The sequence below is a fragment of the Bradyrhizobium sp. IC4059 genome (assembly GCF_020193615.1).
GTDB lineage: Bacteria > Pseudomonadota > Alphaproteobacteria > Rhizobiales > Xanthobacteraceae > Bradyrhizobium > Bradyrhizobium yuanmingense.
On record NZ_JADYVH010000012.1, the window covers coordinates 196,814 to 219,693 of the forward strand.

The 22,880-nt window shown below is 61.9% G+C and carries 24 protein-coding genes; 13 read left to right on the forward strand and 11 right to left on the reverse strand.

All coding sequences use genetic code 11. The features are described 5' to 3' along the window. Positions 1 to 126: 126 nt before the first annotated feature. Positions 127 to 573, forward strand: coding sequence for a CHRD domain-containing protein (locus tag I6F12_RS30800; protein WP_036026578.1), 447 nt, complete (start codon positions 127 to 129; stop codon positions 571 to 573). Between the two features lie 44 nt (positions 574 to 617). On the opposite strand, the gene I6F12_RS30805 is transcribed toward I6F12_RS30800, so the two are convergent. The 3 genes from I6F12_RS30805 to I6F12_RS30815 form a co-directional block, all read right to left on the reverse strand. Beyond that, positions 618 to 983 (reverse strand): antibiotic resistance protein VanZ, encoded by a 366-nt coding sequence (locus I6F12_RS30805; RefSeq protein WP_036011287.1) that lies wholly within the window; start codon positions 981 to 983, stop codon positions 618 to 620. A gap of 90 nt (positions 984 to 1,073) precedes the next feature. Continuing rightward, positions 1,074 to 2,612, reverse strand: a complete 1,539-nt coding sequence (locus I6F12_RS30810) for an EAL domain-containing protein (RefSeq protein WP_225157932.1) — start codon at positions 2,610 to 2,612, stop codon at positions 1,074 to 1,076. Positions 2,613 to 3,244: 632 nt separating this feature from the next. Beyond that, positions 3,245 to 3,418, reverse strand: coding sequence for a hypothetical protein (locus I6F12_RS30815; protein WP_167361675.1), 174 nt, complete (start codon positions 3,416 to 3,418; stop codon positions 3,245 to 3,247). Between the two features lie 1,037 nt (positions 3,419 to 4,455). Here I6F12_RS30815 and I6F12_RS30820 point away from each other — a divergent pair. The 3 genes from I6F12_RS30820 (at position 4,456) to I6F12_RS30830 (ending at position 5,646) form a co-directional block, all read left to right on the forward strand. Then, positions 4,456 to 4,746: a hypothetical protein gene (locus tag I6F12_RS30820; protein WP_036011277.1), complete on the forward strand. Its 291-nt coding sequence runs from the start codon at positions 4,456 to 4,458 to the stop codon at positions 4,744 to 4,746. Between the two features lie 41 nt (positions 4,747 to 4,787). After that, positions 4,788 to 5,204 carry a hypothetical protein gene (locus I6F12_RS30825; protein WP_036011274.1) on the forward strand — a complete coding sequence of 139 codons (417 nt, stop codon included), beginning with the start codon at positions 4,788 to 4,790 and terminating at the stop codon, positions 5,202 to 5,204. Positions 5,205 to 5,367: 163 nt separating this feature from the next. Next, a complete protein-coding gene (locus I6F12_RS30830; RefSeq protein WP_225112340.1) occupies positions 5,368 to 5,646 on the forward strand; it encodes a hypothetical protein in 279 nt (92 codons plus the stop codon). Between the two features lie 15 nt (positions 5,647 to 5,661). On the opposite strand, the gene I6F12_RS30835 is transcribed toward I6F12_RS30830, so the two are convergent. Next, entirely contained in the window at positions 5,662 to 6,873 is a 1,212-nt protein-coding gene (locus I6F12_RS30835; RefSeq protein WP_225157933.1) for a hypothetical protein, read from the reverse strand. 522 nt (positions 6,874 to 7,395) lie between these two features. Between I6F12_RS30835 and I6F12_RS30840 the strand changes: the two genes are divergently transcribed. Continuing rightward, entirely contained in the window at positions 7,396 to 7,638 is a 243-nt protein-coding gene (locus tag I6F12_RS30840; RefSeq protein ID WP_128262894.1) for a hypothetical protein, read from the forward strand. A 46-nt stretch (positions 7,639 to 7,684) separates the two neighbouring features. Here I6F12_RS30840 and I6F12_RS30845 read toward each other — a convergent pair whose 3' ends face one another. Next, a complete protein-coding gene (locus tag I6F12_RS30845) occupies positions 7,685 to 8,062 on the reverse strand; it encodes a hypothetical protein (protein ID WP_225112342.1) in 378 nt (125 codons plus the stop codon). 416 nt (positions 8,063 to 8,478) lie between these two features. On the opposite strand from I6F12_RS30845, the gene I6F12_RS30850 reads away from it, so the two are divergent. Continuing rightward, on the forward strand, positions 8,479 to 8,856 hold the full coding sequence (locus I6F12_RS30850; RefSeq protein WP_225157934.1) for a hypothetical protein: 378 nt from the start codon (positions 8,479 to 8,481) through the stop codon (positions 8,854 to 8,856). 1 nt (position 8,857) lies between these two features. On the opposite strand, the gene I6F12_RS30855 is transcribed toward I6F12_RS30850, so the two are convergent. Then, positions 8,858 to 9,511 carry a hypothetical protein gene (locus I6F12_RS30855; protein WP_036011260.1) on the reverse strand — a complete coding sequence of 218 codons (654 nt, stop codon included), beginning with the start codon at positions 9,509 to 9,511 and terminating at the stop codon, positions 8,858 to 8,860. Positions 9,512 to 9,531: 20 nt separating this feature from the next. Next, positions 9,532 to 10,269: a metallophosphoesterase family protein gene (locus I6F12_RS30860; RefSeq protein WP_057026183.1), complete on the reverse strand. Its 738-nt coding sequence runs from the start codon at positions 10,267 to 10,269 to the stop codon at positions 9,532 to 9,534. A 192-nt stretch (positions 10,270 to 10,461) separates the two neighbouring features. Between I6F12_RS30860 and I6F12_RS30865 the strand changes: the two genes are divergently transcribed. Beyond that, the gene (locus I6F12_RS30865; protein WP_057026184.1) at positions 10,462 to 11,088 is read left to right on the forward strand and encodes a transglutaminase-like cysteine peptidase; all 627 of its coding nucleotides are present in this window, start codon (positions 10,462 to 10,464) and stop codon (positions 11,086 to 11,088) included. An 11-nt stretch (positions 11,089 to 11,099) separates the two neighbouring features. On the opposite strand, the gene I6F12_RS30870 is transcribed toward I6F12_RS30865, so the two are convergent. From I6F12_RS30870 to I6F12_RS30880, 3 genes are all read right to left on the reverse strand, one after another. Beyond that, complete coding sequence (locus I6F12_RS30870; protein WP_225157935.1) at positions 11,100 to 12,371, reverse strand: hypothetical protein; 1,272 nt, start codon at positions 12,369 to 12,371, stop codon at positions 11,100 to 11,102. An 85-nt stretch (positions 12,372 to 12,456) separates the two neighbouring features. Further along, positions 12,457 to 12,732 (reverse strand): hypothetical protein, encoded by a 276-nt coding sequence (locus tag I6F12_RS30875; protein ID WP_225157936.1) that lies wholly within the window; start codon positions 12,730 to 12,732, stop codon positions 12,457 to 12,459. 75 nt (positions 12,733 to 12,807) lie between these two features. Further along, entirely contained in the window at positions 12,808 to 13,380 is a 573-nt protein-coding gene (locus I6F12_RS30880) for a hypothetical protein (protein WP_225157937.1), read from the reverse strand. A gap of 279 nt (positions 13,381 to 13,659) precedes the next feature. On the opposite strand from I6F12_RS30880, the gene I6F12_RS30885 reads away from it, so the two are divergent. The 4 genes from I6F12_RS30885 to I6F12_RS30900 all read left to right on the forward strand — a co-directional run bounded on the left by I6F12_RS30885 (position 13,660) and on the right by I6F12_RS30900 (position 17,876). Continuing rightward, a complete protein-coding gene (locus I6F12_RS30885) occupies positions 13,660 to 14,862 on the forward strand; it encodes a polysaccharide biosynthesis/export family protein (RefSeq protein ID WP_057026186.1) in 1,203 nt (400 codons plus the stop codon). Positions 14,863 to 15,034: 172 nt separating this feature from the next. Further along, positions 15,035 to 15,610, forward strand: a complete 576-nt coding sequence (locus I6F12_RS30890; protein ID WP_225157938.1) for a hypothetical protein — start codon at positions 15,035 to 15,037, stop codon at positions 15,608 to 15,610. A 22-nt stretch (positions 15,611 to 15,632) separates the two neighbouring features. Then, positions 15,633 to 17,126, forward strand: a complete 1,494-nt coding sequence (locus tag I6F12_RS30895; protein WP_225157939.1) for an O-antigen ligase family protein — start codon at positions 15,633 to 15,635, stop codon at positions 17,124 to 17,126. 135 nt (positions 17,127 to 17,261) lie between these two features. Further along, positions 17,262 to 17,876 carry a hypothetical protein gene (locus I6F12_RS30900; protein WP_225157940.1) on the forward strand — a complete coding sequence of 205 codons (615 nt, stop codon included), beginning with the start codon at positions 17,262 to 17,264 and terminating at the stop codon, positions 17,874 to 17,876. Here I6F12_RS30900 and I6F12_RS30905 read toward each other — a convergent pair. Continuing rightward, entirely contained in the window at positions 17,858 to 18,169 is a 312-nt protein-coding gene (locus I6F12_RS30905; RefSeq protein ID WP_225157941.1) for a hypothetical protein, read from the reverse strand. The two genes, I6F12_RS30900 and I6F12_RS30905, sit on opposite strands and share 19 nt — an antisense overlap. On the opposite strand from I6F12_RS30905, the gene I6F12_RS30910 reads away from it, so the two are divergent. Both I6F12_RS30910 and I6F12_RS30915 read left to right on the forward strand, forming a co-directional pair. Further along, entirely contained in the window at positions 18,153 to 20,420 is a 2,268-nt protein-coding gene (locus tag I6F12_RS30910) for a polysaccharide biosynthesis tyrosine autokinase (RefSeq protein WP_225157942.1), read from the forward strand. The two genes, I6F12_RS30905 and I6F12_RS30910, sit on opposite strands and share 17 nt — an antisense overlap. 1,180 nt (positions 20,421 to 21,600) lie before the next feature. Further along, a complete protein-coding gene (locus I6F12_RS30915; RefSeq protein WP_225157957.1) occupies positions 21,601 to 22,797 on the forward strand; it encodes a glycosyltransferase family 4 protein in 1,197 nt (398 codons plus the stop codon). Positions 22,798 to 22,880 lie beyond the last annotated feature (83 nt).

Below are 22,880 nucleotides of genomic sequence, written 5' to 3' on the forward strand. Positions count from 1 at the left end.
GTGATGCGCTTGCGATGGCTAATTCCCGCGAGCGTTGTCCCGAATCAGCATAAGCTCTGCGGTGGAATGTCCGGCAGTCCTCGGTGTTTTCATCGCGGGACCAACGAAATCCGCAGGAGGAAGTGCATGAGCAAAGCCGTGTGTCGACGGTCCGTGGCACTGTTGGGGGCATTGGCGCTGGTCGGAGGCGTCAGCGCGACGAGCGGAACGGCAGGTGCGGAGGTCGTGAAGCTGCGAGCGGAGCTCAAGGGAAGCAATGAAGTGCCGCCGAATAGCTCGACCGGGTCGGGCAAGGCGGAGGCGAGCTACAACACCGAAACGAAGGTCCTGACCTACCTCGTCACCTTTACCGGGTTGACGGGACCGGCGATAGGGGCGCATTTTCACGGCCCCGGCGAGGCCGGGAAGAATGCCGGCATCGCCCTGCCGTTCAAGACGGCGCAAAGCCCGATCGAAGGCAGTGCAACCCTCACCGAGGCGCAGGCGGCGGATCTGTTGGGCGGAAAATGGTACGCGAACATTCACACGGCCGCCAACCCAGGCGGTGAGTTGCGCGGCCAGATGATGAAGTAAGGACCGGGTCGCCCGGTCGCTCCGCCGAGGCCATGCTCGCCGTTTCAGGCAGGTGGTCTGGGCAGGAACGCCAGGATCATCTGGGCGAGCATGACGCCCACGGTGCCGCCCGCCGCCTTCTGCAGCACGTCGAGAAAGCCTGGATCGCGATCGGGTATCAACGCTTGCATCAGCTCCAACCCCATGGCGACTGCGATGACGAGCGAGCAAGCCAGGCTAAACCGTCCCGGCAGCAGGAACGACAGCAGGAAGCCGAGCAGGCCATAGGCGCTGAAGCGCTCGATCACGACGATCCAATAGGCCTCGTGGTGACCCATGAGCGCAGGCCGGCCCGACAGCTTCGCCAGCGTGGCATAGGCGATCAGCGCCAGACAGATGCTTGCGGCTGCTATGAGGTGGTTCCTGCGCATGGCGCCAACATACAAGGTTGGTCGCCGCTCCGGTTCGAAAGCCGAAAACATCGTTAGAAAGTATCGTTAAAGCCTCTGGGGGCCGACCAGTCAGGCCACCAAAGCCTTAGCACCGGATGTCGCCGCATCCGGCTGCGCAGCCCGACGCGATTTGATGAGCTCATTGAATTTGGCGGCGGGCAGGGGCGGCGCAACCAGATAGCCTTGGCCTTCCTCGACGCCGGAGGCGAGCAATGCGCGGAGCTGCTCCTCGGTCTCGATGCCTTCGGCGACCACGCTCATATTGAGGTCCTTGGCGAGCGCCACCAGCATCTCCACGATCGTGGTCGTCGATGCGTCCACCGTGATCGTGTCCACGAAGAACTTGTCGATCTTGATCGTATCGGCGCCGAGGCCCTTCAGCCGCGACAGTCCGCTATGGCCGACGCCGACATCGTCGATGGCGACGCGGAAGCCGCGGTCCCGCAGCTCGGCGACGACCGACGCGGCGCGGGCGAGATCATCCAATTCGTCGCGCTCGGTGATCTCGACCACGATCTGGCGCGCGGAGACGCGTGCCGTCAGAACCGTGCGCCGCAGTGTCTCGACGAAGCCGGCGCTCAGGAGGTGCTTGGGCACGACGTTCAGCGACAGCTTGAAATTCTTGTCGGCCCTGAGCAATGGCCTGAGCTCGGTGAGCGCCGATCCCAGGATCTGCCAGGTCATCGCCTGGATGCGTCCGCTGGATTCGGCGAGCGGAATGAAATTCATCGGCGGGACCACCGAGCCATCGCGGCGCAGCCTGCGCGCCAGAATCTCGCAGCCCTTGATCCGACCTGTCCGGAGGTCGAAGATCGGTTGGTAATATGGCTTGAATTCGCCGGCTGTCAGCGCCCGGTCGAGATCGGCCACTGGCCCTTCCATGCGGCGGTTGCGTGCCAGCAGGATGCCGAAGATCGCGCCAAGTCCGAGCGCCACTGCAAGCGTTGGCCAATAGGCCTCGTTGTTCCAGCTCGACAGCACCGCGTGCTCGAGCCGGATCGTGGCATGAAGCGGGAGCCGAGCGGACGCTCGCTCGAAGCCGATCGGCGCCGGCAGAGACTTGCCGGCCTCGGTCTGGAATTCGCCGAGCTTCTCGCCATTGCTCAAGGCGAGGATCACCTGGCTGTGCGCGCGCAGCTCGGCCGGCATGATGTCGAACACGCTGGCATTGACACCGACAATGGCGACCAGGGCGGAGTTGCCATTGACGTCCCTGAGCACGCCCAGGGCGTCGCCGCCGAACTGCTCCACGCGGAACAGGGAAAGCGTCTTGTCGCGCGAAGGCAGCATGTCGCGGCGATCCACCCATCCCTTGTCGAATTCGAGCGTCTCGGAATAGGCCGAGCAGATCACCGAGCCGTCCGGCTTGACGAGGCGGACGTCCTTGATCGCCGAGCGCTGGTAGACGTGCAGGCGGATGGCTTGCAGCGCCGCCGGCTCGCAGCTGGCGAAATTGCGCCGCGCGAGCTCGTCCAGGCTGCCCGCAGCGAAATCGACCGCAAGCTCCGATCGGCGCAGAACCACCTCGGTGAGCTCATTGAGCTGATGCGCCTGGTGCTGGCGAATGACGGCGCCAGCGGCGAAATGACCCGCCAAGGCGAACGCCATCGTGCTCGCAAGCACGAGTGCCACAAACGGGAGGTCTGGTCGCAGCACTCTCATCCGGCTCAGGCGAAAACAGGGCGGGGCGGAAATTCAAGCAAGGCGTGGAGATTGATCCTAGCCAGCGGGGGCTAAGATAGGGTTTAACGGAAAGACCGGCCCGAAGGGCCCCACCTGAGCAGTGCCCGGCCAATGGTCTGGCGGCTCGGGGTCAGAAACAAGCATGGAAAGTTGAGCAGTATGATCAGGACGTTAAGTCTCGTGATGGCGTTGACAATCGGGAGCTCTCTGGCCTCGGCGCAGGGGACCAAAGACACGCCATCGGGCACGCAATCCACCTCCGCGACGCGCAGTGGCACGGGCACGAATTCCGGATCCGACACGATGGGCGGCGCCTTCAAGGGAACGGGGACGCCCAGCTACGGAACCAGCCCAGGGATGGGGTCCCAGAAGAGGACGCAGAATTAAGTGTGGCGGCTGGCGGGGCACCGCCGGCAACCCGCTCAATCCACCTCACCGTCCAAGACGATGGCGGACCGGAACGACCCCGGGATAAGGGCGGCTGGCCCTATCGATGCGGGGCCGTTGGACTGCAGCGGCCGTACATGAAGCCGAGGCGAGCGCCGGCACTTCTAAGATCAGCTCTTCTTTGCCGGCTTCGACTTCAAGGAAAGACCAAGCCGCAACGCCATGCGCTTGATCGCATCGGGCGAGCGCCCGAGAGCTTTCGCTGCCTGCTCCAGCGAGGTTGAAGACTTGGCCAGCTCGATGAGCCGGCGATCTTCCTTGAACGACCAGGGCCTGCGCGCCATAACCGAAATGATCCTCTCGTCGACACAACGACAAAGCCGCCAAGCGGACCCATGTTCGCTCGACGGCTTTGCTTGGGTGGGGCCGGGCTTGGGGGAGCCCGGTGCGAGATGGATAAGCAATCGCCGAAAGTTCGCAACAAACAACGCGGGTTAAGCTAACCTCTCAACCTTACCGCGATGAAGTTGGTGCATGGCGCTCCGTAGAAGCACGGATGCTTCTTCAGCGGTCTCGTCCGAGAGGCCGCTCCATACGTTCGAGAACGTTTCGCAAGACCTATCGTGCAGATCGCAACTGTGCCCGATGACAGCGCATCCAGCCGCTTCGTTCGAGGCTGCTGCCGCCGTGAACACGGGTTAACATCGCCGGCTGGATATCGCCCCCGAACGATGCGAGATTTCGTCGTCCTCCGGGCTCGTGGTTCTCGCGACGGCCAAAATTCAAGCACCACGTTGCACAAACTTCATCTTCCTCTGACAAAACTTTCAGCGCCGATGATCTTGAAGTCGTCAGAACATCACGTTGAAATGTACCGGGAGGAGCGTTCCGATCATTGGGAACATTCCAAATGTTTGCAATTCTGGTTCTGATTTCGATTTTTGCAGCTGGCTTTTGCTGCGGCTACGGCGTGCGGGCATGGCGCTCGCGCAGGCGATCGGCACGATATCGTCTCTATGCGCCCTACACGCCGGCGGCGATGGGGTCAAAGCAGAGCGAGCATCCATCGTAGTGGCACAGCCATGGCCGCGATGAGAGTGCACGCTGATCCTGCCGTGCGGCCGCGTCGGATAACCATGCGCAGTTAGGTTAACGCGGTGCGGCGCTTGAGAGCTTTGGAAAGGCAACCTAGAACGTAGCAATTCATGGTGAGAGTTTAGCCGCCTGTATTTTCGCGGCTCGCATAGGTGGGCGTGAATGGCGTATTTGATTGCTTTGCTGGGCGCGACTTGCGTCCTCGTTTTGATCGCGTTTGTTCGTGGCTTTGAGCGGCGGCTGAAGGATCGTCCGGGGCCTTGGATCATGAACGAGGGCCCTGCGAATGACTGATCAAAGGCACAACGCGCCGCGCAGATACTTCGTCGATGCCCAAGGGCATCGCGTTCTGATCGGCCTGTCTCCGGAAGAGACGGCGGAGTTCGAAGCTCTGGATCTTGCATCGAACGAGACAGGGCAATTTACATCCGAGGTCCGCGTGCGAAAAGGAGCCGCTGCCGACGGCGAGATCCGCTGGCACGAGCTGTATTCCAAGCACGCGGGAGCTTGGCGGGCATGGATTGCACAAAGCCAGACCGCACGGGCGCCGGATTCAGGATTTGTTAACTACGTCTGACCGATGGTACCCGCCTGGATCTCGTATGTGGGATGGCCCGGATGTTTCAGCTGTTCCTGAGAGCGCGCGCACACAATCTTCTCGGCTCCCGCCGCGAGGACAAAACCTTCAAGGCCCGCTCGGCCGAGCGTGACGCGGAGACCGACCGCGGGCGGATCGGTGCCGTTTTGGCCGCGATCGAAACCGCCTTGCAGGAGGCGGAGAGGGAGCAGGCCGGGCTCAACCGGCGTGTCGACGATGCGCTTGCCCGTGCCTCCGTCACCTTCGGAAACGGCACCGACGAATATCTCGAGCGGGAGCCGCTCGACAATCATCATCAGGATCTCTTCGCGGCCGACATCTCGAACGGCCAGCGCCGGCTCAAGGAATTGGCGAGCAGCATCGCCCACTTGAAGTTCGTCAAGACGGCAATGCTCACGCGCTTTCCGGATTTCAAGCCGCCGCAGCTGAACAGCTAGGAGCGGTGATATTTCTGCGCGCTCTGCGGCCGTGCTTCGAGACGCGGCTCTGGAGCATGGTCCGAACAAGTGCGCAGTCACAATTCAGCGCGCTTTGCCGTTTGGCGCCTCGTTCCTTTTTGGTATGGTCCGGCAAGCATTCACCGAGTGAAGGAGCAACGACGTGCCGGTCAAGAATTTGCGGACATTGGTTGGGCTGGCATTCGCTTTGACATTGGCCGTGCCGGCGACGGCGTCGGCCATCACTGCCGAAGTGGCGCGGGCATGTGACGCCGCGGTGGCCAAGGCCTTTCCGCCCAGGCAGATCGGCAACCCCGCAGCGGGGAGTGCCAAGGGAACGGGCAAAGACCAGCGCGAGTACTTCCAGAAATGCGTCGCCAACAACGGCAAGGTCGACGACATGCCGGCGGATGCGCCAAAGGACAGCAAGCCGGCCAAATAGGAAACAAAGGCTGCGTTATCGCCGCGGCGGCGGGCAGGGCGAGTAGAACGCGCCGTTCGCCGCATTGATGCGCTCGACGCATTGGTTGGGATCGGTGATCGTCCCAGCGATGGTGAAGTCATAGCCCATTCCCCTGACCACCACGACGTAGCGGCCGGGCGCGAGCGTGAAGCCGTCTTGCTCCGGTTGCAGCAACAGCATTCTCGACTGGTCGTCAATCGGACCTACCTTGTAGGGGTAGGACATGCTGCGGATGACCCAGGAATCGCCGGCGCTGACCATGGCGGCCTTGCCCGTGGCATCGATGCCCATCGACCGGGACACTTTCGCGATCACCCGAACTTCGGTCCCGGTCGCATCGACACCCCCGTCGGGCCTGAACACGATGAATTTGACGTCGCCGTCCATCAAAGTGGTCGCGCTCGGCGTGTTGATGGCGGCCGAGATCGCGACCCGCCGGTCCGGAATCTTTCCCGGCACTGGCTTGAGCTCATGGAGCTGGCCCTCGCTCAAGGCGTAGACGCCGAACGTCGTCGGCAGGGGCATCGAGGGGTGCGCCGCCGGCGCCGGCTCCTTTGCGCCCTCCGGGGTTCGTTCAGCGGCCTCGCTGGCCGAGGGAGTCGGAATCGCGGCCGGCTGAGGCTCCGGGCTCTTGGCCGAACGTTCGGGCTGCGCCATCTGCGACGATGCCGTCAGTTGTGCCTTCAGCCGCGGCCAATACACGACCGCGGTGCCGGCGCCCGCAATGAGCAGGAGGATCGCGGTCAATCGAACGAGAGACTTGAAAGCGCCGCTCCGTTTGGGTTGGTCGGGCGATCCTGGCGGTGCGGCAGGACGCCGCGGCGTCTCGGCAGCCATCGGAATGGCTGATGACGCCGAGGCAGCGAGCGTCGGAATGGGCGGGGGGACGGGAACGTTCGCCGGTGGAGAATTCGCCACGGGGACCGAGGCATCCCTGGTCGGTGAAGACTTCTCGCTTCGCTCAAAGGCGCGTTCGACCTCTCGAATGGCGCGTTCGAGGACTTGCTGGAGCTCTCGCGCTTCCCGCGCATCGGCGTGGGTGAATTGTTCCAGAAGCTTGACGCGAGCCAGCTCGTAGACGACATCCCGCATCTGCCTGGGGTCGCCGGAGACTTCGCGGATCCGCTCTGACAACAGGCGGACGAGCCCGGCCTTGATCTCTTGCGCCTGCGAGGCGTTGGCTGCGGTGTCGCCGGTCTCGGTCATCAAGAGCGATCAACTAGCCCGGATAGTGCCGTTTCGCTAGGTTTTTTCACCCCGGATCGCGTCGGTTGCGGTGAAACACGCTGATGCTCCGGCCGCAAAGGTCCTGCGCGGTCGTTTCGTAGCGCTTGCTTTTGGGCGGAAACCTGTGACATTTCGACCGGCTCCTTCCTCCGGTGTGTGACCATGCGCGGCATTTTGACAGCAATCATGTTTTCGGCCCTTCTGGTTCAGTCTGCGTCTGCGCAAGGAACCAAGGATCAGGCCAACACGACTAGCTCCAGCATCGTGACGACGACCGACAAAAAGAAGCAGACCACCCAGGCTGCCTCGCGGCCTACGGCTGTCCGGAACGTGGGTAGCGGTTCTACCGGACAGGCGGCCCAAGCTGTCTGGAGGAATGGCAAGCTGATCGCGGTGCCTCGCTGAGGTCACCCGTGCCGCGGTGAGGTCGCGCAACGAACCGTGATGCCGTCGTGAAGGAACGGTGTTCCCTCCCTGACGTTCTTGCTCGGGAGATATCGCATGAAACGAATAGTCTTGATCACACTCGCCCTTGTGGTGCCTGCGGGCGCCTGGGCCCAGGGCGTCAGCGATCCGTCGACGCCCAATCGCAATGTGATCATCGTCAACCCGTCGCAGCCCGCGCGTCCCAACGCGACGCCGAATATCCCGAGCCGGATCGAGCCTCCCGTGACGACTTACGGACGGGCCCGGCCCTATCACGGGAATACGACCCGGGGTAGCGGGTCGAGCCGCCGTTACTAAAGCGTTTTCGGGCGAAGTAGATACCCCTCGCGCGTCGTGGGCCTGCCTATTGCGGGTTGACTTCGACCTCCAGAGTCGACGTCCCGGGATCATGACGGTTCTTGCCCGAAATCAGCAGCGTGAACTTGTCGGCGCCTCGCGCTTCCCTTTCTGCCGAATAGCGAAAGCCGGACCCGACCACCGCCAATTGTCCCCGTGATGGCCCGCTCACGACGGATACGTTGAAGATCTGCATGTAAGACCAACGCAGTCCCTGAATGCAGTCGGCGCCAGGGGCGATCGACATCGTCCATTTCACCGTGTCTTGCGACAAGGCGAAGGGCGTGCGCTCCTTGATGCAGAGCGGGCTGGCGTGAGCCGTGAGGGCGGACATGGCATACGCCGCAACGGCAACGCGCAACAACGATACCAGGCTTGCACGCATTCTCGGCAACTCCATCGACAGATGCCGAAGTCTAGCAGCGATGGCCTAACGAGGCCTTAGAACGACGCTATTGTCCTTGCGGCGCTCATCCGATGCCGATCGCAGATAGGTCGATCATCGGTCGGCCTCTCTCCGGATCATGCCATACTAGACCTGTTTTGCCCGACGGATCAAGTCAGGACTTCGGAAAATACGTAAGTCATTGATTCGGTTGGTGCCGGCTACTGTGCATGGGGTTGTTTTTCGCTTTTTGAAGGGACGGCCGCTGCGTTCCGAAAATGTTGCAATTGGCAGCCGTATCAGCTGAAGTTGCGGCTGCTGCTCGGCCCGCCATCGGAGTCATCGGAGTGCGACCCGTCCGCTGCAAGTCCCTGTCAGACCGCCGGAGACCGGCGCGCGCGCCGGTTCAGGCGGCCGTGGCGGCCGCTGTCGGATTGGCTCTTTACGCCTGCCCGCTCTCGTGCCGTGCTCAGACTGAGCCGGAGCCGTCCATCAACGACTATCTTCCGCCGAGCGAGCCGGAAGTCTCGCGCGACGAATGGCGGCAGCGCATCGAGGATGCGCGACGCCGTGCCAAGGGGGTTGCGCGCGAGCGGCGCGAGCATCCGGAACTCTACAAGCCGGCTTCGGAAGATCCGGACCTCGTCGCGACCGAACGTCTGCTTCGCGACGACAGCCTGCAGCGAGGCGACATCGTCGCCACCAAGAAGGGCATGTTCGTCTACCAGGGGCGATCCGATCAGCCGCGCCGCGATCAGGACTTCGTGCCGGTCAACCCGAAATCGGTGCGCTGATTTAGTACCGCCGCAAGATCTCGTTGAATCTTGGATCGGTCACCTTCGTCGTCTCCAGCAGCAGCGACTTGCCTTGCGGAGTTGCCTGCACATAAGCCGCGATCAGCAGCGGCTCGTAGCGCGAGCGGTTGGCCAGCGCCGAGCGGATGTCGGATTGCGCCAGCAGCTTGATCTCCTCGTCGGTTGCAGCGGCGCTCGAGGTCACGGTGCGGACGCGTGAGAAGGCAACGTCGATCGGCACCGACCCGGTCAGGTACGACATCTTCACCGCAGGCGTGACCGCCTCGCCGGCCTGGGCCTGTAGCGTGCCGAGCGTGAGCCAGAGCGCCGGCCTGATCGGCGAAACTTTCAAGGCTGCCACGACAGCGGCTTGGGCCGTCTTGTTCTCGCTGGCCCTTCCGCCTGCCTCGGCCGACGGACGGTGCAGAACGTCGGCGGCCATCGCCGCCGCATGATTTGCCAGGAGGTCGCCATCCCACGAAAAGGATGCCAGGCTGCCTGCGGCCGCGAGCTTGGCCTTGTCCGGCGGAATCTCGCCCGAGAACAAGTCGCTGGCGCGAAAGTTCGGCCGCACCAGATCGCCATAGAACGTCGTGCCGGCGTGGAGCGCCAGCGCGATCGCGGTCAAGATACCAATGGCGCGAAGCGTGATCACCGAAGTTGCGGCCTGAGCTTTCAAATTGCGAGAAGACTATCGCCTTGGATCGTCAACAGGGTCAAGTTGCCGGTCGCATAAGCGCCGGTGTCGATGTTGATGCGATTCGACCGGATATCGGGCGCGCTGACCGGCGTATGGCCGTGCACGACATATTTGCCGAAGCGCTCCTCGGAGGCGAGGAATTCCTCGCGGATCCAGAGCAGGTCCTCATCCTTCTGGCGATCGAGCGGGACGCCCGGTTTGACGCCGGCATGGACGAAGAAGAAGTCGCCGCAGGTAAAGGACGAGGGCAATTGCTGGAGGAAGGCGAGATGCTCCGGCGGGAGCGCACGTCTCAGTCCCTCGATCAGTTCGACCTGCTGCTCCGCGGAAGGGTTCATCGTCGGCGTGACGCCATAGGAGACCAGCGTCAGCAGGCCGCCATAGTGGCGCCACTCCTGCAGGCGGGTCGGGTCCTTGAGCACCTCGAGCAGGAAGACCTCGTGATTGCCCTTCAAACAGACCGTCTCGTGCGACTTCGAGCGTTCGATCAGGAGATCAAGAACGGCGCGTGAGTCCGGGCCGCGGTCGACATAGTCACCGAGAAAGACCTGAATGGCGCGTTGCGGCGCCGAGCGGGCCAAGTCGGCGTCGATCACGGTTAACAGCGATTGAAGCAAGTCGGCGCGGCCATGCACGTCGCCGATCGCATAGACGCGGACGCCATCGGGAAGCCGCGGCTTGGTCTTCTTGCGAAAGCGGGAGGAAAGGCCCATCGGGTCGGTCGAATCGCATCCAGCGTCACGAGCGGAAGTCGTGACCGCTCTTAGCAGAACAAGTCACACATCGGTATTCTTAATTGTTTCCGACCGATGAGCCCGCATTTTGATTAAAGCCTCGCGTGGCCTTTGAGCCGTATTTCAAGAGGTCTCGCGTAGCGTCTCCCCAACAAGAACGGGGAGCGCGACATGCGCAAAGTTGTGAAGTTCCTGGCGGCCGTCGCCGCCATCGTCGTTGCTGCGGGGGTGCAGCAGAAAGCGGAAGCCGCCTTCGTCGGGGCGCCCCTGGGGCTGCGTGGTGCCATCCACTACATCAAGTTCGACCAGCCGACGCTGCCGCCGATGGCGTTCACGCTCTTCTGCCTGAAGTACAAGGACGAGTGCAGGCCGCGGCCGCAGCGGATCGTCTTCCGGGGCGGCCGCCTGAAGCTGACGGCCGAGCGCATGGCGCAAATGCAAGAGGTCAACCAGCGGGTCAACACCGCGATCCGTCCCGAGGCCAATCTGGAAGGGCTGCGCGGCGAGAAATGGCTGCTGCATCCGGCGAGCGGCGACTGCAACGATTACGCCGTGACAAAACGCCACGATCTGATCGCCAAGGGCTTTCCGGCGCGCTCGGTGCTGCTGAGCGAGGTCGTGACCAGCTGGGGCGAGCATCATCTCGTGGTCGTGGTGCGCACCTTCTCCGGCGATCTCGTGCTGGACAATCTCTCCGGCCACATCATGCCGTGGTCGAAGAAGCCCTATCGCTGGGTCCGCATTCAGTCGCCCAAGAATCCGAACTACTGGGCCTCGCTCGGCGACCGCGCGGTCTGATCACCCGCGCGCTATCGTGATCCGGATTGGCTGACGCTCTGCGATAGCCCCAGTCCCAAGATCACCGAAAGGCAAAGGATTGCTGCCGGGTGCAGCAATCCGGGACCGGCAAAGCTCTGAACCAGCGCAAACAGGACGCAGGCCGCGGCCGCCGCCGGAAAGAACGAGTCGCGTCCGCGCTGCAGGGCGCCGACGAACAGGCGGACCAAAGCGAGCAGGCTCACCGCGATCATGGCGACCAAGCCGACCCAACCCATCCCCGCGAACACCGATGTGGCCGCCGAGGGCGCCGTCAGGACGGCGCCGGCATCGCTCTGATAGATCCTGCCCACCGCAGGAAAAGTCCCGGCACCGGCGCCGAACCAGCGTGTATCGGCCAGCATGCGCTCGAGGGCGGCCTTGGTCTCGGTCCCCATCTCCGGAACGAGCCGTAGGAGGATCGGTCCGGAATTCTTTTCGAAGAGGAAGGTCAGCACGATCGCCGCGCCGATCAGGGCTGCCACCGACAACGCGCTCGCGGCCAATGGCGACAGATCCAGTCTGCGGATCACGAGGATCAGCAGGATCAGCACGACGCCAAAGGTCGCCGCGATGGCGCTGTTGGTCCCGGACAGCCCAAAGATCGCGGCGGCACTGACCAAGGCTCCGACCAGACCGCAAAGTCCGATCGCGACCGAGCGAACGATCGAATGATGCGTCTCCGCCCGTTCAGCGGCGAGCTGCATGACCGCCAGATTAAGCATGAGGCCGAGCCCCGCCAGGCTCGTCGTGAGGTCATGGGGGACGGATCCGGCAAGCGCCGGCGAGAGCCGATGCAGGTCCAACATCAAGGCGGAGATCGCGGTTACGCCGCTCAGCACGAACAAAACCAGCTCGGCACGGCCGCGGTTGCGGACCACAAGGATCGCGACGCCGAGCAATGAGATCGCGGCAAGCGCCAGCAGCAGCGCATTCACCGTCAAGCCGATATCGGCCGTGATCGGCCCGAGCGAGAGGCCCCCGATCACCTCGTGGGCGCTGGCCCAGATCGGATGCGCAAAGCGCAGCGGAAGCGGAGCGAGTTGGGCCGCGATGCACAGCGGGATGGCGAGCAGAATCCAGCGGCCCCAGGAGGTCGCACGAAGATAGTGCTCGTGGTCGGCCTTTCGCGAGCTCGAGGCCGCGGCCAGCAGGCCTAGCGCTGCGGCGATCGACCCCAGCTGCGTCCCCAATGCGGCGCCGGCGATTTCGAGAGCGGAAGCGGAGACGATGGAAACGATGAGGGCAAAATAAGCGAGGGACAAACGGCGCGCTCGACACGGAATCCTGAAACTGTCAGGTCACCATACAAGCGAGCGGTGCGTTTTCAAACAGAGGCTTGCGTTGCGATCAGCGCGTGGCCTTGACCGGTCGACCGAAGACGCGGGTGGCGCGTGCGGCGGCAAGGGCAAAGCGCGCCCCCGAACCGAAGAGGTAACCGCCCTGGAGGGCGATGGCGGCGAACGCCGCAGCCTTCATGCCGTCAAGGAAGCCCAGGCTGGTCATCATGCTGACCGGCAGCATGGTGAGCACCAGCGCAATTGTGACCGGCAGGAGCACGAACACGCGAAAGCGTTGGCCCAGCACGGCACCTGTGAGAAAGCTGAAAATCAAAAAGGCGGTCATCCGAAACACTCTCCGTGCTCCGGACCCTAGATTCCCCGCCTAAAAAGACCCTTAAGTTGTATGGCTAAATTTAGCCTATTGGCCGCAATTTGCCAGCAGCGCATGATAGGCCTCCCGCAGCCCGTTGAGCGCCACCATACCCTTGATCTCGCTGTCGCCTTCCCTGACCACCACGGACAGGGAGGCCGTCGTCTGCCACTTTCCGGCAGCAAAGGCCGAGACCTCGTCGGGCAACAGCACGGCTGCTCCCGCGGCCGCCATGCTTCCCTCGAAGCTCAGGGTGCCGCCGCCGCTCGCCGCGATGGTCACCTTGGGGCGGCTCCGGGGCGGGAAGGGCCGGATCAAGGCCACCAGCACATCGACCTTGCCCTTCGGAGCGCAGCGCACGATCAGGCCGGCGAAGTCCGGGTCCGATTGGGTGGTGTCGGCGGTCTTCATGATGGCCGCGAAGCTTTCGCCATCCTTGGACCCTTGGGTCCGGGTGAATTTCCAGGCGGACGTGGACGCAGGGGCGGCCACCTCAACAACGGCCGCGCCGCGACACCACGCCCGGGCGCTGCCAGGGCACTCGGCGGCGGGGCCCCATGCGCGATCGGCGGCGCCAAGAAGGGAGCCTGCCAACAGCAGGATCAGAAGGTGGCCAGACACGGGGAGTTCCTATCCTTAATAGCCCCAGACTTAGCAGACGGCGGCGGGGTCAAGAAGCCTTGAGCCCGACACAGCGCCCCCACGATTGGGGCGATCTGCTCACCGATCGAGCACGCGAAATACAACAAATAGTCACAAAGACTTAAACTAAGCCCGAAACAGTGTCCCGCACGCAACAGTAGCCGACCGATCGCTCCGTTAACTACCGGGAACCCTTGTCGCACCACCCCCTAGGCCGTACCAATCAAGGGCTAATTGGGGTCTCCTGGGGCGCGATTGATGCATTCCTTTGCCAAGTCATATCTTTTCAAGCCAGCATTTCTGGCCGCCGCTTTGGCGCTCGGAGCCTGCTCGACCAATCCCGGCTCGGGTCCGCTGACAGACGACGTCAACAACAAGATACAGACGGAAAACGCGCCGGCCTACGAGCTGGTGCCGCTCAATCCGGCGACCGTAAAGATCCTGCACACACACGAGCCCAAGGGCCTAGCCGGCGTGTTCACCGATCGCCGCCCGCCCGCCAGCATCGTGTTCGGCATCGGCGACGTTGTCAGCGTCACCATCTTCGAGGCCGCGGCAGGCGGTCTGTTCATCCCGGCGGAAGCCGGTGTCCGCCCGGGTAACTATGTGACCATCCCGGATCAGTCGGTCGACAATGATGGCTTTATCACCGTGCCCTATGCCGGTCAGATCAAGGCCGCAGGCCTGACGGCGGTCCAAATCCAGCGCGCGATCGTCGAGAGGATCGGCAACCGCGCCATCGAGCCGCAGGCGGTCGTGGCGATGTCCTCGCAGCGCACCCAGCTGATCAGCGTGCTCGGCGAGGTCAATTCGCCGGCGCGTTATCCGGCGAGCGCGGCGGGCGCGAAGGATCGCGTGCTCGATGCGATCACCCGCGCCGGCGGCATCAAGGGCCAGGGCTTCGAGACCTGGGTCATGCTGGAGCGTGGCGGACGGCGGGCCACCGTGCCGTTCGAAAATCTCGTGATGGCGCCTGAGAACAACGTCTATGTGCGTCCTGACGACAGCATCTACGTCTATCGCGAGCAGCAGAAGTTCCTGGCGTTCGGCGCCAGCGGCCAGAGCGGCGAGTTCAACTTCGATGCCTGGCGCATCAACCTTGGCGAAGCCGTCGGCAAAGCCGGCGGCCTGCTGGATGGCCAGGCCGATCCGGCGGCCGTGTATCTCTATCGCCGCGAGCCGCGCGAGGTTGCGGCCCAGCTCGGCATCGACGTGAGCAAGTACACCTCGGAGACGATCCCGGTCATCTTCAACGTGAACTTCCGCGATCCGGGCGGCTTCTTCCTCGCCACCAAGGTCATGATGAAGAACGGCGACATCATCTACGTCTCGAACTCGCGCAACGTCGAAGTTGCCAAGTTCCTGAACTACCTGCGTGTGATCATGGCGACCGGCAGCGATAGCATCAATCTCGCCAACGACGCCCTGATCTTCCGCAACAACATCAAGCTGGCGCCGTAAGACGCCGACTTGACCGACCAAAAACGATGGCACCGGGGCTTTGTCCCGGTGCCATTTTCGTTTAGCAATCGAAGCGGTTCTGCTGCGCCGACGAGCCCGGGATCAGGATCGAGGCGGCACGCGGCACGGCGTGCCGGTGATCGGTCACCCTGAGGGTCTTGCAAGGGGCTTCATGCGCTTTCGAACATTTTGCCGTCTTCTGGCTCTCACCCCGCTCGCCTTCGCCCTTGCACAGGTCGGGTCGGTGCGCGGCGCGGAGATGGGCGTCCGCCACCGCATCGACGTGATGGTTTCCGCCGAGCCGGATGCTCCCGTCCTGTCCCGCCTCAAGGGCGCCAGGGGCGAGCTGTCCTTCACGGTTCGCCTCTCGGCGAACTCCAAGGAGAGCAAGTTCTTCGGGATGCTGCGCCCGTCCTTCCCCGACATCGTCGTGCCGGATGGCCCGGGCAAGCCGCTGGTGCAGCAGACCAAGCTGTGGGAGGAGGATGTCTGCCATCAGCGCCGCGGCCTGCCGAAGGTCACGGTGACCCAGCTCGGCGGGCATTTTGCGCAAGGGGAGGGACGGATCGAGATTTCCGCCATCAACCGGCACATCGGCGTCCTGGTCCCGCCGGATGAATTAACCCCCGGAATAAAACTCGATCAGGGGAGTGATAGCTTTGGATTATTCTATGCGTTCCGCGCGCAGAGCCGGAACAGCCGCCTCAACGTGGATCTGAAGATCTATCCGATCGATTGCTTCCTCTAGGCTTAAGCAAGGCTCGCAAGACATGACGATGCGCCTTCGGCTTCCCGAGATTCGCTGGTCATGGAGCTTGCCCGCGGCCTTCATCCTGTTCTTCGTGGCCGCCGGCGCGCCGTTTCCGTTCGGCTCGACCAATGATCTGTCGATCGCGTTCTGGTGCCTGTGTCTTGGCGTCGCGGTGATCTTCGCGCCGACGCGCGATCTCCGCCCGCCGCATCGCTGGCTGCTCGCCGGCATCGGCGTGATCGTTGCAGCTTATGCCTTCGTGCTGCATGAGCAGCTGTCCGACCATCCCTTCGTCGCGCCGTTCCAGCCGATCTGGAAGCAGGCCTCGGATCTGCTCGGCGTCCCGATCGCCCCGTCCGCTTCCATCGTCAAGAACGAGGCATTCTTCGCGCTCGGCGCGCCGCTTGCCAACATCCTGGCCATCGTGCTCGGCATCACCGTCGGCGCCGATCGGATGCGCGCGCGCCGCCTGCTCTGGGTGATTGCGATATCGGGCGCGGCTTACGCGCTCTACGGCGTAGCCTCGTTCCTGATCGAGCCCACCATGATCCTGTGGCGGGACAAGACGGCCTATCTCGGCAGCGTCACCGGCACCTTCATCAACCGCAACACGGCGGCGGCCTATTTCGGCTCGGCCGCCGTGATCTGGATGCTGCTGATCCTGGAGGACGTCCGTCGCCGCCTGCCGGAGCGGCACATCGAGTGGCGGCGCCTATCGCTCGACCTGCGCGCGATCCCGCCAAGAGAGATCCTGCCGCAACTCGCATGCCTGCTGATTTGCCTGATGGCGATGTTCATGACGACCTCGCGCGCCGGCGTCGGCCTGTCGCTGCTCGCCATGATCGTCGCCTTCACGCTGTTCCTGCGCAAGGACCTGCCGCCGCGCACGGGCATCTGGATCTCGCTGGGCTCGGGCGCGGCCGTCGCGCTCGGCCTGTTGCAGCTGCTCGGCGGGCGCGTCTCCAGCCGTTTCGACAGCCAGGGCCTGGTCGACGAGGGCCGCATCGAGGCCTGGAAATCGACGCTGCGGATCATCGCCGACAATCCCTGGTTCGGCACCGGCATGGGCACCTTCCAATGGGCCTTCCCGCCCTACCGCAGCCCCAACATTTCGATTCGCGGCGTCTGGGATGCCGCGCATTCGACGCCGCTGGAGCTTGCCTCCGAGGTAGGCATCCCCATGGCGCTGCTGGTGGCGCTCGGCTGGGCCATCATGCTGCTGGTGCTGGCGCGGGGCGTGTTCACCCGCCGGCGCGACGTCATCATCCCGCTTTCCGCCGCGGCGACCGCGACGCTGTCGCTGCTGCATTCGTGCCTCGATTTCACGCTGCAGGTGCCCGGCTACAGCATTCCGTTCTTTGCGCTTTTCGGCGCGGGCCTGGCGCAGTCCTTCTCCAGCCGGGAGGGCCGCCCCGCGGCCGAGGCGCTCGCCACCGCACCGCGAGCGGAGGGCCGCTCCGCAACCGCAGCCCGAGCCCCGCGCGCTCTGGGCGAGCTTCACAAAAGTGTCTAGATATGAAGCAGTTGCGCCGTTTACGAAGTCTTTAGAATAAGTGGACAGCTGTTTTCTCTTCCGCTAGGTTCCGCACTGCACAGCCATTTGCCCGGGCCGAGGAATCGGGGCAGCTGATTTTTTGGAGGTTGATTTATGAGCGTTATCCGAAACGCGCTTCGCATGGCTGCCGCCGCGGCCTTCGCCGCGACCATCACCACGGCCGCCAGCGCCGCCGTTTACCCGCCGCAGCGCCAGCTGCCGGCCACCGTCATTTCCGACTTCAAGGCCGCTCCCAACAGCCTCTTGCAGCAATATCCGACCGGCGGCCCGCAGCTGATCTCGCGCGTGCGCGACCTCGGCGCCTCCGATCCGACCACGCTGCCGGGCCTGATCGCGCTGCTCAAGGATCCCGCGACCACCAAGGACCAGATGCGCGCGATCGTCGGCGGCCTCGCCCAGGTCGCCCGCATGGCCGCGCAGACCGACCAGGCCTTTGCCAGTGAGATCCAGACCGCGATCGCCGGCATCGGCAACCCCGACGTGATCGCCGCCTACCAGGCCGCGACCGGCGACGTCGCGATCGCCGCGACCGGCGGCGGCGGTGGTGGTGGCAGCGGCTCAGGCGGCCCCACCGGCAACAACTTCCCGAACGGCGGCAATGGCGGCGGCGCTGTCAGGTTCGGCAACAACAACAACGCCAACAATCCGCCCGCGACCGCGGGCGGCGGCGTCGGCGGCACCACCCCCAATCAGGTGAGCCCGCGGTAAAGCCCTGCGCGGGGGACATTGTTGCGAAAGTCCAGCAGAGCGGCGCCATCGAGCGCCGCTTTTGCGTTGGTGGCGTTAACGTTCACGCGAATTGTAGTGTCAAAGTCGCGCTGCCCTGCATCAACAGCGTTCAACTTCAGATGCCCTTGTGCTACCTTAATATATAGCGACGGAGCAAAGGGGGCTTGCTTCCGAAGGCGGGAGGCAATTGCCAGGCCTCCACACAAACCTCCATCCCTAAAAAGCAGATCGCGGATTGATTTCAGGAATCGATAAATGTTGCAGGTGAACAAGCCGACCTCGGAGATCAACCGTGATTTCGCCGAGGCCGACGGCTCTGCGTCGCAGACATTCACGTCTTATCTCGACATCATCCGCCGCCAGTTTCCGACCATGGTCGCGATCGTCTCGGCCTGCGTGATCCTGGCGCTGCTCTATCTCTTCACCGCCGCGCCAAGGTTCACCTCCACCGCATCGATGGTGATCGACACCCGCAAGGTGCAACTGTTCCAGCAGCAATCCGTGCTCGGCGACATCGCGGTGGACTCCGCGACGGTGGAAACCCAGGTTGAGATCCTGAAATCGGAGAACATCAGCCTCGCTGTGATCCGGGACCTCCATCTGATCGATGATCCCGAGTTCACCGGCAACGGCGGCGGCGTGCTTGGCGCGTTGCTAGATGTCATCTCTAGTCTATTTTCAGACGGTCATCCGCCCACAGAGTTCGAGCTGACGCGCAAGGCATTGGAGCGCTTCGAAAAGAATCGTACCATCAAACGCCTCGGCTTCACGTACGTCATGGAGATCAACTTCACCTCGCTGGATCCAGCGAAGGCGGCTCGGATCGCTAACGCCATTGCAGACGCCTATATTGTTGACCAGCTTGAGGCGAAGTACCAAGCAACTAAACGAGCTAGCGTCTGGCTGCAGGACCGTATCAAAGAACTGCGCACCCAAGCCTCCGCGGCGCAGAGGGCGGTGGTGGATTTCAAGTCCGCCAACAATATCGTCGACACCGGCGGCCGGCTGATGAATGAGCAGCAGCTTGCCGAGGTGAACAGTCAGCTCGTGATGGCGCACGCAGCCACCGCCGAAGCCAAGGCGCGGATGGACCGTATCAACGATATCCTGAAGCAGGAGATCCCGGACGCCAGCGTCGCCGACGCGCTGAAGAACGACACCATCGTCAAGCTGCGCGGCCAATATGTCGACATGGCCTCGAAGGAATCGATCTGGGCCATGAAATACGGCTCGGATCACCTTGCCGCGGTCAACCTCCGCCGGCAGATGGCCGAGATCAAGAAGAACATCATTGACGAGCTCAGGCGCATCCAGGAGTCCTACAAGAGCGATTACGACATCGCTCAAACTCGCGAGGAGGCGATCAAGTCGAGCCTAGCCAGCGTCGTCTCGGAATCGCAACTCACCAATCAGGCACAGGTAGCTCTCCGCGAACTTGAGAGTAACGCGCAAAGTTACCAGGCCATGTATGACAACTTCCTGCAGCGCTACATGGAAAGCGTACAGCAGCAGTCGTTCCCGATCACCGAGGCCCGTGTAATCAGTGCGGCGACCACACCGTTGAAGAAGAGCTACCCCAAAACACTGATCATCTTGGCAGGGGGCGTGTTCGGCGGAATGATGTTGGCCTTTGGTGCCGCAATGATGCGGGAATTCGCAGACAAGGTCTTTCGCACGACCGGCCAAGTTGAAGAAGAACTCGGCGCGAATTGCATTGCGATTCTGCCTGCGCTCGGCACCGCGGCCATCGCCCCAAGACTCGGCGAGAAGGTGTTAGGTGGCAAGCTTCTGAGGAAGAACAATCCCGAGCCCGATTTGATGCGATATGTCGTCGACAACCCGCTGTCGCGCTTCTCGGAGGCCGTTCGCTCGGTGAAGGTGGCGGTGGATCTCAATGCGATCGTGCGAGAGAATCGCGTGCTGGCGACCACTTCGACCCTGCCAAACGAAGGCAAGAGCACGCTTTCGACCAATCTCGCCCAGATTATGGCGCATGGGGGCGCGCGCGTTATCCTGGTCGATGCCGATCTGCGCAATCCTTCACTGTCGCGTGCGCTGGTGCCAGATGCCAAGATCGGCTTAGTCGAAGTCGTCGCTCAGAAAGCAAAACTGGAAGACGCACTAGTCGTCGATCCTCAAACCAAGCTTGCAATCCTCGCGGCCGGAACGACCTCAAAGCTGCTACACACCAACGAAATCCTCGCATCGAAGGCAATGCACGCGCTGGTCACTCAGCTTCGTTCGAACTTTGACTATGTCGTTTTGGACATGCCACCGATGGCTCCAGTGGTCGACGTTCGCGTCACCTCGTCATTTGTTGATTCCTATGTCTTTGTGGTGGAGTGGGGCAAAACTAAAATTGATGTTGTGAAGCACAACCTGCGCGGCTCGCCGGAAATCCAAGACAAGCTGCTTGGGGTGGTATTGAACAAAGCCGATACCAAAGCTCTCGCAAGATATGAGTCCTATCACGGGCGCTACTATTATCAGAAATACTATGCCCGCTATGGGTATGTCGAATAGATTGCCAATCACCGCTCAGATGCTGGTGCACGGGCCGGTCTTGGCGTTCGGCTTTGCAAGCGCAATCTGGTCGATTGTCGTCCTGCCGTCTTTCTTGCGATTGGTCCCAGCCACTGCTGCTGCGGCTCGCGTCATCGAAGATGATAGCTTCAGGCGAGGTGCCGCTCCGAATCTGTTAGCCGTCATCGAAGGCGGACGCATTCCAATACTGCCTCACCCCGACTTCGCGCGCGCTAGCGCACTTGTTCGGGTGCGACTAGCGGAAGATGCGGTAATGCGCAGAAGCTCAGCGGAAGCCGATAGCGAGTTCGCGGCCGCGGAGGCAAGTTTGAGATTTGCTCTTATTGCAAGTCCCGGCGACTCTTTCCTTTGGCTGACGCTTTATTCAATCAAGACCACTCGTGCCGGATTCAGCTCAGCAAACGTCGGATATCTTGAAGAATCTTATAATAGAGGTTCGCTAGAGGGTTGGATTGTATTGCGTCGCAACAAGTTGGGCTTGGCCGCATTTGGAGATTTAAGCGAACCTCTACAGGACAAGGTCGTCACGGAATTTGCCACGTTGGTTGAGAGCGGGTTCACTGAGCATGCAGCAACTAATCTGGCAGGAGTTGGCTGGGCTCAAAGGGATCGGCTGTTGAGGGGGCTCACCGAAGTGTACATTGTCTCGCGGGAGGCCCTTGCTAAGCGACTTGCGCGAGACGGGGTTCAGGTCACGATACCAGGAGTATCCTTGGATGAAAGGCTGTTGCAACGATGATCAAATGTCCTCTAGTTGCCCGGCCGACGTGTGTCGTTGTCTTGTTCCTCACATCTCAACTGGTCCCTTGCGACCCGGCTAGCGCGCAGGCTTCATCCAATCTCACGCTGCAAGGCCCTCCTGAACGTTCAAATTCCGCAGCCATCAAAGATCCGTTAGGACGTCCATGCTTGGACGTGGAGGCGGCCGCCAGGGCTCAAGCTATAAACCCGACTATGTTGGACCATGTTGTCAGTATCAAGAACAACTGTTCACGCTTGATAAGGGTAAGTGTCTGCTATTCCAACTCTGGCCATTGTAACAACCTGGACGTTCAACCCTATAGGCGAGTGGATACGATATTAGGATCCATGAAGGGCATACAATTCTTTAAGTACACCATCTCCCAACGCTGACCTGCAGCACTGAGTTGTAATGCCCATGAAAGTCTTGGTGATTAACTCCTTTTACAAGCCTGACGTTGGGGGTGGGGCAGAGGTCACAATTGAATCTATCTATAGACCACTCGCTGCAGCGGGTGTGGACGTAGTTCTCCTTGCCACAACTGGATCTTCGGAACGAAGAACAGATCTTATCGACGGAATCAGGGTTGTTCGGATCCCCATTGCCAACATCTATTGGCATCTAAAGCCCAGAAAAGCGGCTGGACTCATACGCGCAATTTGGCACTTGCTGGACATTTATAATCCCTGGATGTCGCGGCACGTCCGGGAAGCAATTCGCGCTGAACAGCCTGATATTGTTGTTTGTCACAACCTCTCAGGCTGGTCGATCTCTGCTTGTGTTGCTGCTATTCGTACCGGTTTGCCCACCATCGCAGTCCTTCATGACTCTTATATGCTTTGCCGGTCCGCGCTTATGTTCAGGAACGGGCAAGCCTGTGTTCAACGTTGCGTGACCTGTCGCCTAGCTCGTTTGCCGCACCGGTTCGCCTCCAATCGAGTTAATGGTGTTGTTGGTGTTAGCGCCTACATGTTGGAGCGTTTCCGCCAAGAAGGTTATTTCAGCCGCGCTAAAGCACGTACCATCCGCAATGCACGCGCGATTGCGGAAGAGCGGCGCTCCCAAAAGAAGATCAAGTCAAACGAGCTAACGTTTGGCTACATTGGAACGATTATACCCGCGAAGGGAGTGTCGTGGTTGTTGGATCAGTTCATTCGGCACCGGATCACGAATCGGCTGTTAATCGCCGGCGATGGTGATCCCGAATACCTCAAGCACCTGAAGCAAAAAGGTGGAGGGCTGAACGTTGAGTTCTTAGGATACTGTGACTCATCCTCATTCTACGCAAAGATCGATGTATGTGTCGTTCCTTCGATTTGGCCGGAAGCGCTTGGCAATGTGGCGTACGAAGCCTGCGCACGCCACATGCCCGTTATCGCCTCAAATCGGGGTGGTCTCCCTGAGATCATCCAGGACGGAGTCAATGGGTTGCTCTGCAATCCCGATGAACCCGACTCTCTCGGTCTTGCGATGCGCCGGTTGTTGGATGATGAGAGCTTATATGAAATGCTCGCATCCAATGCTCGTCAATCTGTTCGCGAAATGCTTGATCCAGACAGAGTGGTCAATGCCTATACGACTTTCATTTGCGAAATTGCTGCCAATCGCGTCTGAGACGTCTCCAGCCGAATCGAGTAGCTGTCAAGCTTGGCGCTTCATGTCTTGCATCAGAGCAATAGTTCTCATCGATGAGAGCT